This window comes from Bacillus sp. AR8-1, assembly GCF_008042345.1.
Classification (GTDB): Bacteria; Bacillota; Bacilli; order Bacillales; family Bacillaceae_G; genus Bacillus_A; species Bacillus_A cereus.
In genome coordinates this window covers 257,111-269,063 of the sequence record NZ_QNUB01000016.1, presented here as the reverse complement: position 1 = coordinate 269,063, position 11,953 = coordinate 257,111, and the positions used below count along the sequence as shown (strand labels likewise).

Below are 11,953 nucleotides of genomic sequence, written 5' to 3'. Positions count from 1 at the left end.
GCATATTGTAGCGTTTTATGTCAAAATAATTATAAGATTCTGATTTTAATTATTGGAGGGAATTTTCATGGGAGTATACGTTCTAACAGTCTTTGAAAAAGATGGTTCAAAAGCATTAGACGAATCATTCGAGGCGGCAACTGAAAAAGAAGCAAAAGCAAAAGGTGAATCTATTTTACAAGAAAAAGGATTGTATGAAAAAACACATCGCTGTACATCTACTGCAGGTAAGCTCGTTTTATTCCAGCGCTAAAAAAAAGAAGCGTCATCCGCTTCTTTTTCACTCTACTATATCTTCGTCACACCACGTAAACACCACATCTAGAATGCGATTACCAATACGTACGCGTTTATTCCATTTACCTGTTTGGATCTGATGTTGCAATTCAGCTTTCATCTTTTCCGTCCAGTCGTGAATCGTTTCACTACCGTCGTACGGATATACGCCTGGAAACTCTTCCTGCAGTAGATGCAAGCTCTCTGCATCAAAATGAAAATGGAAGAAGTAGTTTGCTGTAAGCGATGGTTCTTGCAATCGTAAAAAATGATCATCAATTTGCTTTCTATTTCTATAGAAAGTAAAGATATTCACTTTACCGCTAGTAATTTGGTCAATTTGAATTTCGTGCTTCTCTATAATCACGTCTTGTCCACCTCGTTGTATACTATCTTTAGTATATATGTCTTTTGCAACAAAGTTAACCATTTTCGCGCGAAATTCATTTCCTTCATTATATTACCTGTACCTCCATATGCAATCAGAACAAATAAAAACAAAGTTGAAGGGGAGCGATCACATGTATTTCGGAAGCAAAGGTTGGTATGTAAAAGAACTTAAAAAATTAGGTATCCGTACTTATGAAGGTAAAAAACTAGAATCGTATCGTACGCATGTGTTATCTAGTTTACTTGAGAGAATGAAGAAAGCTTCGGCTTAATAGAAAAACACCTCCCGAATTCGCATACTAAGTATGCAAATTCAATGGAGGTGTTTTTATCAGTTTTCATAAAAGATTTTTTGCTTCCGCTGGAACGGATACGTTTTAATCTCAGCTGTATCTAAATCTTCATTGAATAAATGAATGGCTATAATTTGTCTACAATCGTAAGTATGGTAATAATATGTTCCAGACTCCATACACATTGCACTTGTATAGATCGTATTATCTAATATACCGTCTTCTGTTATTACTGCCCCCTTAGGAACCTCACAATTTGATAAGATATGAAAAATAGCCGATATCCCCTCTTCTTCGTTCTCTATACTTTGAATGTTTTGTTTGCCATATGCTGCCCGTACAAATCTTGATGGCGGGGTGAAATCTCCAGGAAGTCCCATTGTTCCTGAACCTTGGCCAAAAGCACTTAATGGTACATCTCCCCACTCAGTTGGCGCAAATGGCTGCGATTTAAGTCCAATATATTGTCTTAAATTTTGTAAATGCCAATTAAACTCCGGACTATTAGTCATTACTCCTATTGGATTGTCATACACTTTTATTCCATCAGCTGTCGGCTCAAGTACAATACACGCTCCCGATTTATCTGCTAAAATCCAATGTAGCGGTGGCGTAATTCCTAAAACTGGTAATGGCACATCTATAAAGGCAATGTTATCAATATATTTTCTTAATTCTTCAACAGAATTGAACTGCGTGAGGCTCCAAGTCACAAAATCAAATGGTGCTACATTCGTTTTATTGCTATCTATATGATTACTATAAGTAGCAAATCCTGGGAAATAGAGAGTTGCACATGTCATACCAGTTTCATTTACTCCGTCCGCCATCATGACCCTTCCTCCAAAATTAATTCCCATTCCGACAACAGCCTTTTTCGCTCGGATCGTTTCACCAGTTATATTGTTCCACTGATAACGCCGAGGAATGATTATTACTTCTTGATTCATATCTAATGTGAAATCCATTGTTCTCCCAAAAAGATGCTGGAAATTTTTTGTTTGTAACGTCAAACTAGTACACATGAAGAAATCCCCCCATTTTATAGTTCTATAAACATTTTATAAAATTCTGATAAATACGTAAATTAAAAACCCTATTTATCACTAACAAAATAATCGCCCAAACCAAAAATGCTATAATAAACCCAATCAAACTAAGGGGGGCAAATTACTTTGCTTGGAACATGCATTCAATTTCATAAGTTCGGCAATCCAAAAGACGTATTACAAGTTGAATATAAAAATATAGAACCACTGAAAGATAATGAAGTTTTCGTTCGTATGCTAGTTAGACCGATTAATCCATCTGACTTAATTCCCATCACTGGAGCATACGCACATAGAATCCCTTTGCCTAACATACCTGGTTATGAAGGTGTTGGTATTGTAGAAGATGTAGGAGCTTTTGTTTCTAGAGAGCTTATCGGTAAACGCGTGTTACCGTTACGCGGGGAAGGTACTTGGCAAGAATATGTGAAAACATCAGCTGACTTTGTAGTTCCTATTCCTGATTCCATTGATGATTTTACAGCGGCACAAATGTATATTAATCCTCTTACTGCGTGGGTTACATGTACAGAAACGCTAAACTTACAGCATAATGATGTTTTATTAGTGAATGCTTGTGGATCCGCTATTGGACATCTATTTGCGCAGTTATCACAAATTTTAAATTTCCGATTAATTGCTGTTACAAGAAATAATAAGCATACAGAAGAATTACTGCGCCTTGGTGCTGCATATGTAATTGATACTTCCACTACCCCGCTTTATGAAACAGTTATGTCATTAACAAACGGGCTCGGTGCGGATGCTGCAATTGATTCCATCGGAGGACCGGATGGAAATGAATTAGCTTTCTCCTTACGTCCAAACGGGCATTTTTTAACGATCGGTCTTCTATCAGGAATACAAGTGAACTGGGCCGAGATTGTCACGAGAGCAAAAGTACACGCAAACATATTTCATTTACGACATTGGAATAATGAAGTGTCACCATATAAATGGCAAGAAACGTTTCGTCACTTAATTCGTTTAGTAGAAAATAAGCAATTGTGTTTTATGACGGTACATTCTACGTATGACTTAGCAGATGTGAAAGCGGCAGTTGATGTTGTGCAATCTGCTGAGAAAACGAAAGGGAAAGTGTTTTTGACGAGTTATTGAATGCAATTGAAGACTCTATTTTGATTGATTTTTTTATGCCTTATAAACCTAATTTTGATATCCCGGCTTCAACTACCTAAAAATAACATTGTCAACAGCACTTATATTGGTTATCATAAAAGCGAACATAACAGGAGATGAGCAGATGAATATGAACGAAAAGAAATCTTTTTCAAAAGTTTCTCGGCGGAAATTAGTCGATGAAGTATTGGAACGTCTACAAGAGAAAATCTTTTCTGGGAAGTATGAAGTTGGTGATCGCCTCCCTACAGAGCCGCAATTAATGGAAGAGTTAGGGGTAGGACGCTCAACGCTACGAGAAAGCATAAAAATATTAGTACATGCTGGCATATTAGAAGTTCGACAAGGACAAGGTACTCGTATTGTCTCACTTAATATAACGCAAGATTCATTTGAAAAACGACTACAAGCAGCTAATATAAATCATGTGTATGAAGCACGAAATATGTTAGATAAAGAAGTAGCGATGTTAGCGGCACAGCGCCGAAGCGACGAGGATCTTTTATACTTAAAAGGACATTTGAATAAAAGAAAAAATGCCCTTCAAGAAGGAAATTATGTAGCATACATAGATGCAGACATTCAGTTTCATCTAGCCATTGCAAAGGCGAGCAAAAACGAAGTTCTACTTGATTTGTATCAATCTTTCGTACCTGCCCTTCGTCACATTTTAAGCCAATTCATATTAAATACAGCGAACTATGAAGATAACTCTGACATTCATGAAAAGTTATTCCAAGCGATTTTAAAACAAAATACTGAAGAAGCACGAAAATACGCTGTTCAAAATTTGGAGCTGAAATAAGCTCCTTATCTATTACACAAAAACATCAGATGATATACCCAATAACATCTGATGTTTAAGAGAGGAGAAAATGAAATTGAAACATCAAGAACGAACTTATTTGTATATACTAGCGCTATTTTTTGTTTCTATTAATTTACGTATCGGAATTACATCTGTTTCACCTGTATTAGAAACAATCCGACAAGACTTAAATATAAGCAATTTTTCCGTTAGTTTTTTAACAGCTATTCCTGTTTTTTGTATGGGGACATTCGCCTTACTGACTGGGAAGGTAATTAAGAAATACGGGGCAGAAAAATCAATTATGGCTTGTCTTATTTTAATTGGCTTGGCAACATGTATGAGAGCTTTTACCTTTTCTATTTCCACATTATTCGCGAGCTCTTTATTTATCGGTATTGGAATTGCACTTGCAGGTCCGTTATTATCAGGTTTTATTAAAGAAAAATTCCCTACGAAAATCGGCTTAATGATTGGAATATATTCAGTAGGTATGGGTACTGGTGCTTCTTTAAGTGCAGGATTAACGATTCCTTTACAACATGTATTAAAAGGATCTTGGAATATGGCACTCGCTTTTTGGGGTGCACTAACTATTATCGCCATTATATTTTGGTATCCCATTATGAAACGAAAAAAGAAGACGAGCACACAAAATAAAAAGAATAATAAATTGCCTTTAAGAAATAAAAAAGCATGGTTATTTACAATCTTTTTCGGACTACAATCAGGAATCTTTTATTCCATTACGACTTGGCTTGCGCCAGCAAATCAAAGTATGGGTGTGAGTAGCGAGCAAGCGGGTACTCTTATAACTGTTTTTACAGTGATTCAAATGATATGTAGCTTTTTAATTCCAACATTAGCGGATATTTATAAAAACAGAGCACTTTGGTTATTAGGAAGTATATGCTTTGTACTCGTAGGTTTATCGCTTATGATTTACCCACTAACTACACCATGGACCCCTTCTATTTTACTAGGGATCGGGCTCGGCGGCGTATTTCCACTCGCTCTTATGCTGCCACTATATGAAACAAAAACTTCAGAAGATGCAAGTGCATGGACTGCTATGATGCAATCAGGAGGATATATTATGGGCGGATTCATTCCTGTCCTAGCTGGAATCGCTCGTGACTATTTTGATAGTTATACGCAAGTTTTTATTATAATGGCACTTTTAAGCTTAATTTTACTCCTATTAACTTTAGTCATGAACAAAAAGGAAGGAGAAGCAAAAAATCTTATCTCCGCTTAAACTAAAAAATGTTATTACATGGTATAATTTGGTTAAAATACGAAAGGAGCTTCTAATATGTGGTTCATTTCGGCAATCGCGCCCGTTTTAATAGTTGGTGGAATTGTAGTATTTGTAATAAAAAGAATGGAACGGAAATATAAAGAAGGAAAATTAGGTAAGAAAAAATCTCAAAAAGCTCAACTATTATTAGATAGTTTAATACCTATAGGAATGCTTTTTGGCTGTATAATTGGTTTGATTTTCGGCATGTTTTCCCCAGATTTCTCACTGCTTTCAATTAGTTTAGGATCCGGAATAGGCTATTTATTTGGATTTTTTGCTTATGAAATTTATAGCAAGACAGGAAACAATTTTTGTTAATCCAAAAGGAATAAGCGGGACAGTACATAGTAATCATATAAAATATGTAACTGTCCTTTATTTTTGCATCAATGTTATCAATTTTTCTTCCACATCCTATACACCTTTTTTATTGATGTTTCTCTCCTCTTTCTTTCGCATATCCGCTTTTTTGTTCTTCTCGGCTCTATAACCAAAGTAAAGTAGCGCACATGTAGTAATAGAACCTACAATGTATCCTAAAAAGCCTCCTAACCAAAACATAAAAATTGCCTCCAATCCATTATAAATTTTATGTAGTAGACATCTGTAAACCGCTCTCGGTACCTCCGTTTTTTATTACAGATTGGAAAATCCCCCCTAACTATTCCATCCATGAACATTCTGTCTTCTCTATTTTGATTATTATCTATAAAATTATTTATACCACTAATTCTTCCATTATCTCAAATAACAACTTTATTATAAAGTTTGCACTCACATTACATATATGTAGCATCACTGTCTCTTTTTCATTTTACCCTTGCAACTGGAGTTTACTTCTACAACTTAAAAACAAAAAACCCCCTCAAAGCATAAACTTCAAGGGGTGAGCCTGTTTTTTATTTACTTATATACGTACAGCTGTACCACTTACAGCAACCATTAACATTCCATCACGAACAACTTCGTAATCTACGTCAATACCAACGATAGCGTTCGCACCTTTTTGTTTTGCGAGTTCTTTCATTTCATCCATTGCGATATCACGAGCTTCTTTTAGCTTGCTTTCATAAGAACCAGCACGACCACCGACAACATCACGAACTGAAGCGAATAAATCGCGGACAATATTTGCACCCATAATAGCTTCACCATTTACAATATCGATATACTCAATAATTTCTTTACCTTGAATTCCAGACGTTGTTGTTACAATCATGACTGACACTCTCCTAATAAGTTGTAGTTTTGATAAGCTTTCTTATGTCTTTATTATGACATGAAAAAAGTATCTAATCCATTGAATTACCTTACAGGAATGTGACAGTTTTGTAATAATAAAGCGCGCATTATGTTTAATTTTAATAAAGTGCTTTAATATTGGGATACATAAACGATTCTCTATTTTCTTTCCAATCCTTTTCTACTTCTTTAAAAGTTGGTCGCCCTAATTCTTTGTTATTTTCATGTTTACTAAACCATTTTTTCACATACTGGTCTCCATTTTTGTTTTGAACTGTACAAAGGAAACTATTACTGCTATCCTTTAATATTTTTACAATCACGAAAAGGCACCTCTTCCCTTTTAAATAACATGATAGAACTTGATCTTTTACTATAAGCCCTTCCTCTCTTATAGTCATACGACTCCTCGGCCGCGCCAAAGTTGTAAGATCAAAAAACGATATTCACTTTGTTTATATTTTATTTAAAGAAATCAGAGTTATAGGCATTATGCTTATCAAATATTTTATAGATTTCTAACTTATCGTCTAATTTTGCATCTACTAAAATTAATATATTGCCATCGTAAATATATTCTTCATACTTTTTAGCATGGTCTTCAGGGATTCCTAAGCCGATAAATGCTCCTATTAAACTTCCAGCTCCACCGCCAATACCGGCTCCTCCAATAGCTGCTGCGATCGGTCCTGCTGCTACAATTGGACCCATTCCAGAAACGGCAAGTACACCAAGACCTGTTAATAAACCACCGAGCCCGCCTGCTACCCCTCCAGCTACAAGCCCTGTCGCTGAAAAGATATCTGCTTTATGTGCAGTTTCGCTATTCACTTTTTCACCCGATTTTTCTTCTAGATGTTCAATTTCCTTTTGATCTTTCGCAATAGCTGAAATGTTATCTGCTGAATATCCTTTATCATTTAATTCATTAATAACGAGTGCCGCATCATCAATTGTTCTAAAAACACCTACTATTTTTCTATCTACATTCATAACTATTAACCTCCTAAAGTTTTATATAATGTATTTTTATTTTTCTTCATTTCTGTATACACTAATTTTCTTATTAACATAACCATTTACGAAAAAAGCGAATAGTAAAAGCACTACAAGTGAACTACTTAACAAGTAAATTAAATCAAATGTAATATTAATCATCATTTCATTCATGTATACCAGGCTCCTTTTTATTTAAAGTAAAAGTATATTTTGATAGACTAATCTACTAAACATAGACATCTTACAATTCATCTTCAGTCAATCTCTTTGTAGTATATGTATACCCTTCCTAACCTTTTCTAAACGTAAAAAAACTATACTTATATTTTTTCTTATTTATATGTTTAACATTTTTTAAAACGGGTATGTTTATATTGTTATGCTTACTATATGGAAAGGAATATTACGATGAACGCCATTCACTCTACTACTATTTCTTATAATGAAACACCTACAATAACTCAGATTCATCATTTTTATGCTTTAATGACAACATTTCAAGCTAATTTGTTTATAAGTAAACATGGAACAATGACATCAATCAAAAATTTAAGCACTCTAGTATCCTTTTTCCTTACTATAAAAAAGAAAGATCTTATATTATTTATTTTTGAAGGAATAGATGCAAAAAGAGCTTTAAGAACACTCTTCCCTTCTTAGAATGTTTGTTATCCTCTATTCCCTCGTTTACTACCTTTCATATATGTTTTTATATTTCAAAATGATTTCCTCTATTAAAAAAGACCCCCCTAATACAATAGGGGGATTTCTAGTTTGGCCTTATGAAAACTGATATAATATATATTACGTTTTTCATTCTTTAAAATAGAAAAGTTTTAATAACCTTGAAGGTAGGAATTTTTAATGAACTCGAAAGCAAAATTTAGTATTCGCTACAAAATTATGGCTGGTTATTTAGTTATCATTTTGTTCTTACTTGTTTCTTTCATTATGTTAAACAATGAGATTTCCAGCTTACAAAAATCTCGTAATTTTATTATTGATCATGATTTTAAAGTTCTCAATTTGACGAATCAAGTGGAGAAAGAGTTACTAACAATTGAAAATAAAGCGAAAGGGTTTATCATTTCTAATAACCCTAATTACGTGCAATCCCTTAACTCTGCGGAAAAAGATTACGAAAAACATTATCAAGATCTTTTTTCTTTATTAGAGGATAACCCCTCTCAGCAAGAAAAATTAAAACAGATTAACGAAAATATTACTAGTTGGATTAATAAAGAGATTCACCCACTTATTACAAATAATAATAGTAATAATGTACAAACAATCGACACGACTCAAATTCAGTCCTTACAGTCACAGGTAACTAACTTCCGTAGCACTGAGGAGCAATTAACGAAAAAAAGAGCAGCACAATTAGATACTGAAAATAATAAATTAGAGATTTGGTTATACAGTTTATTGTTCTTACTTTCTTGTATTTCTATTATCATTTCACTCTATATTTCGAATTCCATTACAAAAACGATTAAAAATGTAATTCAAGCTATTAAATCAATTTCTTCTAAAGAAAAAATTACGGAAAGAATTCATGTAAATACACATGATGAAATAAAAGATCTTGCTCATACAACGAACCACTTACTAGACGAAATATCGAAAAGAGAGTGGTTACAAACTGAGCTTGCAGAATTAATTTTAATGTATCAAGGTGTATCTTCTATTGAGATGTTAGGTAAAAAAATTCTTAGTGGAATTATACAAAAAACGCACACTTCTTGCGGTGCATTTTATGTACGTGAAGAATATGAAGAAACTGTCTACTATGTGAAAAAAGCTTCTTTCGCCGATCAAGGTGCTGATATTGGAAAACAATCCATTAAAATGGGTGAAGGTTTCATTGGACAGTCTGCCTTAGAAAAGAAAAGTTTTATTCTCAGGGATATACCCGAAGAGTTTCGTTATGTCACTAGCGGAGTATTAGAAATACGTCCTAAAAATCTATTAATCATCCCTATCTTATTTGAGGATGAAGTAATCGCAGTAATGGAGTTAGTAAGTGTAACTGAGATTTCAGATTTACATCAAGATTTAATTCAACAAACCGTTGATAATCTAGGTTTAACAATCCATAGTATTATGGGACGTATGCGAATTCAAACTCTTTTACATGAATCACAAGCAATGACAGAAGAGTTACAAGTTCAATCAGAAGAATTGCAAACGCAAGCGGAAGAACTACAAATGCAAGCAGAAGAATTACGAACAACGAATGAACAATTAGAGTCTAGAACTGAAGAGGCTGAGCAGAAGACAGCTGACTTACAAATTACTAAATCAGAATTAGAAGAAAAAGCAAGCGAGTTGTTACGCAGCTCAAAATACAAATCTGAGTTCCTAGCAAATATGTCACATGAATTACGCACACCGTTAAATAGTATTTTACTATTATCTGAAATGTTAAGAGAAAATCATGATAATCATTTATCGGATGATGAAATTGAACTAGCAACTGTCATTCATTCATCAGGGAAAGACTTACTTACTTTAATTAATGACATACTAGATTTATCTAAAGTAGAAGCAGGCAAACTAGACATCATTTTTGAAGCAACGAACATAAGTGACATGGCAGCCAATATGCATCAAAACTTTTTACATATAGCTGCACAAAAAAATGTCGAATTTACTATTGAAGACAGTGATACGATTCCTGATCTGTTTTATACAGATGCAAAACGGATTGAGCAAATTATTAAAAACTTATTATCCAATGCATTTAAATTCACGGAAAAAGGATCCGTTTCTTTACATTTCGATTCAATAGAAACAACCAATTTAAGTCATGATATGCAGTCTATAAGTAAAGATTGGATTACAATTTCAGTAAAAGATACTGGTATTGGTATCGCTAAAGAACAGCATCAACTTATTTTCGAAGCCTTTCAACAGGCAGATGGAGCAACGATTCGAAAGTATGGTGGCACAGGACTAGGTTTATCTATTTGTAAAGAGTTTGCTAGATTGTTAGGTGGTTGGATTACGTTAGAGAGTAATGTAGGAGAAGGTAGTACTTTCACAGTATATATTCCTAACCTTCCAAATGGATTACATGATATACAGTTATCCAATTTAGAAGTCGCAGCAACGATAGAAGATGTTATTCCTGCTGAAGTTGTTGAAGAAACTATCGTTACTACCGAAACAAATAACGTCTTCCAAGAGAAAAATATTTTAATTGTCGATGATGATCATCGAAATATATTTGCGTTACAAAATGCATTAAAAAAACAAAATGCCAACATTATTACTGCCCAAAACGGCATAGAGTGTTTAGAAATACTAAAAAGCAATACAAATATTGACCTTATTTTAATGGATATTATGATGCCTAATATGGACGGTTATGAAACGATGGAAAATATCCGAATGAACTTAGGGTTACATGAAATACCTATTATCGCATTAACTGCTAAAGCAATGCCAAATGATAAGGAAAAATGTTTATCTGCTGGCGCTTCAGATTATATAAGTAAACCATTAAACCTACATCAACTCTATTCGGTAATGAGTGTATGGTTAATAAAATAAGTGAGGTTTAGTTGGAGTGGAAAATAAGTATTATAATTTTGATCCATCAGTAGATACGGATGAGCGCACGAACTTAGAAATTGAATTACTATTGGAAGCGGTTTTTAAACTATCAGGATTTGATTTTCGCCAATATGCTCGCACATCTATTTATAGAAGGATTTGTAATCGAATGCAGCTCTCTAATATCCCAACCATTTCAAAATTAATTGAAAAAGTAATTCACGAGGAAGGGGTTTTAGAACAGTTATTAAATGATTTCTCGATTAATGTAACTGAGATGTTCCGTAACCCTGCCTTTTTTAAAGCGCTAAGAGAGCATGTTATTCCTGAATTGAAAAAGCAACCTGAAATTAGAATTTGGCATGCTGGATGCGCAACTGGTGAAGAAGTATTATCGATGTCCATCTTACTTCACGAAGAAGGATTAAGTGAAAAGTCGGTTATTTACGCAACAGATATGAATACAAATGTGTTAGAAAAAGCAAAACAAGCTATCCTCCCGTTAAATAAAATGCAAACTTATACGAAAAACTATTTACAAGCTGGCGGTACACAAGCATTTTCTAACTATTATTCAACAGATAATCGTTTTGCTTATTTTAATCCTTCACTGTTACAAAACATTATTTTTGCACAGCATAATTTAGTAACCGATCAATCTTTTAACGAGTTTCATATTATACTTTGTCGTAACGTTTTAATTTACTTTACAAGTAAACTTCAAAATCAAGTGCAGCAACTATTTTATGAAAGCTTAAGTCACAATGGATTTCTATGTTTAGGAAATAAAGAAACTCTTCGTTTTTCAAATATAATGCCGCATTATACCCAATTTAATCCTAGTGAACAAATTTATCAAAAAATACAATAAAAAGCGTATGAAATCCTCTGTTTG

General features: G+C 33.8%; 16 protein-coding genes. 9 read left to right on the top strand and 7 right to left on the bottom strand.

Going from position 1 to position 11,953, the window contains the following annotated elements:
* Positions 1–67 precede the first annotated feature (67 nt).
* Positions 68–253, top strand: coding sequence for a YhzD family protein (locus tag DN400_RS10835; protein WP_000539552.1), 186 nt, complete (start codon positions 68–70; stop codon positions 251–253).
* 27 nt (positions 254–280) lie between these two features.
* Here DN400_RS10835 and DN400_RS10830 read toward each other — a convergent pair whose 3' ends face one another.
* Positions 281–643: a hypothetical protein gene (locus DN400_RS10830; RefSeq protein WP_000582776.1), complete on the bottom strand. Its 363-nt coding sequence runs from the start codon at positions 641–643 to the stop codon at positions 281–283.
* A 154-nt stretch (positions 644–797) separates the two neighbouring features.
* Here DN400_RS10830 and DN400_RS10825 point away from each other — a divergent pair, with 154 nt between their 5' ends.
* Positions 798–938 (top strand): YflJ family protein, encoded by a 141-nt coding sequence (locus DN400_RS10825; RefSeq protein WP_000273536.1) that lies wholly within the window; start codon positions 798–800, stop codon positions 936–938.
* A gap of 59 nt (positions 939–997) precedes the next feature.
* Here the strand turns inward: DN400_RS10825 and bsh are convergent, their stop codons facing one another.
* Positions 998–1,984, bottom strand: coding sequence for a choloylglycine hydrolase (gene bsh, locus DN400_RS10820; protein WP_000337600.1), 987 nt, complete (start codon positions 1,982–1,984; stop codon positions 998–1,000).
* A 150-nt stretch (positions 1,985–2,134) separates the two neighbouring features.
* On the opposite strand from bsh, the gene DN400_RS10815 reads away from it, so the two are divergent.
* The 4 genes from DN400_RS10815 to DN400_RS10800 all read left to right on the top strand — a co-directional run bounded on the left by DN400_RS10815 (position 2,135) and on the right by DN400_RS10800 (position 5,577).
* Positions 2,135–3,127: a zinc-dependent alcohol dehydrogenase family protein gene (locus DN400_RS10815; protein WP_147801678.1), complete on the top strand. Its 993-nt coding sequence runs from the start codon at positions 2,135–2,137 to the stop codon at positions 3,125–3,127.
* A 145-nt stretch (positions 3,128–3,272) separates the two neighbouring features.
* Positions 3,273–3,953, top strand: coding sequence for a FadR/GntR family transcriptional regulator (locus DN400_RS10810; RefSeq protein ID WP_001056900.1), 681 nt, complete (start codon positions 3,273–3,275; stop codon positions 3,951–3,953).
* A gap of 70 nt (positions 3,954–4,023) precedes the next feature.
* Positions 4,024–5,214, top strand: a complete 1,191-nt coding sequence (locus DN400_RS10805) for an MFS transporter (protein ID WP_071713738.1) — start codon at positions 4,024–4,026, stop codon at positions 5,212–5,214.
* A gap of 57 nt (positions 5,215–5,271) precedes the next feature.
* Positions 5,272–5,577: a hypothetical protein gene (locus tag DN400_RS10800; RefSeq protein WP_065228405.1), complete on the top strand. Its 306-nt coding sequence runs from the start codon at positions 5,272–5,274 to the stop codon at positions 5,575–5,577.
* A 96-nt stretch (positions 5,578–5,673) separates the two neighbouring features.
* Here the strand turns inward: DN400_RS10800 and DN400_RS29405 are convergent, their stop codons facing one another.
* The 5 genes from DN400_RS29405 to DN400_RS29400 all read right to left on the bottom strand — a co-directional run bounded on the left by DN400_RS29405 (position 5,674) and on the right by DN400_RS29400 (position 7,671).
* Positions 5,674–5,820 carry a hypothetical protein gene (locus DN400_RS29405; RefSeq protein ID WP_000498642.1) on the bottom strand — a complete coding sequence of 49 codons (147 nt, stop codon included), beginning with the start codon at positions 5,818–5,820 and terminating at the stop codon, positions 5,674–5,676.
* A 346-nt stretch (positions 5,821–6,166) separates the two neighbouring features.
* Positions 6,167–6,478 (bottom strand): YbjQ family protein, encoded by a 312-nt coding sequence (locus DN400_RS10795; protein WP_000637510.1) that lies wholly within the window; start codon positions 6,476–6,478, stop codon positions 6,167–6,169.
* 142 nt (positions 6,479–6,620) lie between these two features.
* Positions 6,621–6,824: a DUF4028 family protein gene (locus tag DN400_RS10790; RefSeq protein WP_000635853.1), complete on the bottom strand. Its 204-nt coding sequence runs from the start codon at positions 6,822–6,824 to the stop codon at positions 6,621–6,623.
* 139 nt (positions 6,825–6,963) lie between these two features.
* The gene (locus DN400_RS10785) at positions 6,964–7,494 is read right to left on the bottom strand and encodes a general stress protein (protein WP_065228404.1); all 531 of its coding nucleotides are present in this window, start codon (positions 7,492–7,494) and stop codon (positions 6,964–6,966) included.
* A gap of 36 nt (positions 7,495–7,530) precedes the next feature.
* Positions 7,531–7,671: a hypothetical protein gene (locus DN400_RS29400; RefSeq protein ID WP_001004571.1), complete on the bottom strand. Its 141-nt coding sequence runs from the start codon at positions 7,669–7,671 to the stop codon at positions 7,531–7,533.
* A gap of 237 nt (positions 7,672–7,908) precedes the next feature.
* On the opposite strand from DN400_RS29400, the gene DN400_RS10780 reads away from it, so the two are divergent.
* The 3 genes from DN400_RS10780 (at position 7,909) to DN400_RS10770 (ending at position 11,929) form a co-directional block, all read left to right on the top strand.
* Positions 7,909–8,160 (top strand): hypothetical protein, encoded by a 252-nt coding sequence (locus DN400_RS10780; protein WP_065228403.1) that lies wholly within the window; start codon positions 7,909–7,911, stop codon positions 8,158–8,160.
* Between the two features lie 204 nt (positions 8,161–8,364).
* A complete protein-coding gene (locus DN400_RS10775) occupies positions 8,365–11,055 on the top strand; it encodes an ATP-binding protein (RefSeq protein WP_147801677.1) in 2,691 nt (896 codons plus the stop codon).
* Between the two features lie 16 nt (positions 11,056–11,071).
* Complete coding sequence (locus DN400_RS10770) at positions 11,072–11,929, top strand: CheR family methyltransferase (RefSeq protein WP_000429043.1); 858 nt, start codon at positions 11,072–11,074, stop codon at positions 11,927–11,929.
* Positions 11,930–11,953: the final 24 nt, after the last annotated feature.

Bases quoted from the DNA above. Each gene is read 5' to 3' on its own strand.
- DN400_RS10805 (WP_071713738.1), top strand. From the start codon at position 4,024: ATGAAATTGAAACATCAAGAACGAACTTATTTGTATATACTAGCGCTA.
- DN400_RS29405 (WP_000498642.1), bottom strand. From the start codon at position 5,820: ATGTTTTGGTTAGGAGGCTTTTTAGGATACATTGTAGGTTCTATTACT.
- DN400_RS10795 (WP_000637510.1), bottom strand. From the start codon at position 6,478: ATGATTGTAACAACAACGTCTGGAATTCAAGGTAAAGAAATTATTGAG.
- DN400_RS10835 (WP_000539552.1), top strand. From the start codon at position 68: ATGGGAGTATACGTTCTAACAGTCTTTGAAAAAGATGGTTCAAAAGCA.
- DN400_RS10775 (WP_147801677.1), top strand. From the start codon at position 8,365: ATGAACTCGAAAGCAAAATTTAGTATTCGCTACAAAATTATGGCTGGT.
- DN400_RS10785 (WP_065228404.1), bottom strand. From the start codon at position 7,494: ATGAATGTAGATAGAAAAATAGTAGGTGTTTTTAGAACAATTGATGAT.
- DN400_RS10825 (WP_000273536.1), top strand. From the start codon at position 798: ATGTATTTCGGAAGCAAAGGTTGGTATGTAAAAGAACTTAAAAAATTA.
- DN400_RS29400 (WP_001004571.1), bottom strand. From the start codon at position 7,671: ATGAATGAAATGATGATTAATATTACATTTGATTTAATTTACTTGTTA.
- DN400_RS10800 (WP_065228405.1), top strand. From the start codon at position 5,272: ATGTGGTTCATTTCGGCAATCGCGCCCGTTTTAATAGTTGGTGGAATT.
- bsh (WP_000337600.1), bottom strand. From the start codon at position 1,984: ATGTGTACTAGTTTGACGTTACAAACAAAAAATTTCCAGCATCTTTTT.
- DN400_RS10780 (WP_065228403.1), top strand. From the start codon at position 7,909: ATGAACGCCATTCACTCTACTACTATTTCTTATAATGAAACACCTACA.
- DN400_RS10810 (WP_001056900.1), top strand. From the start codon at position 3,273: ATGAATATGAACGAAAAGAAATCTTTTTCAAAAGTTTCTCGGCGGAAA.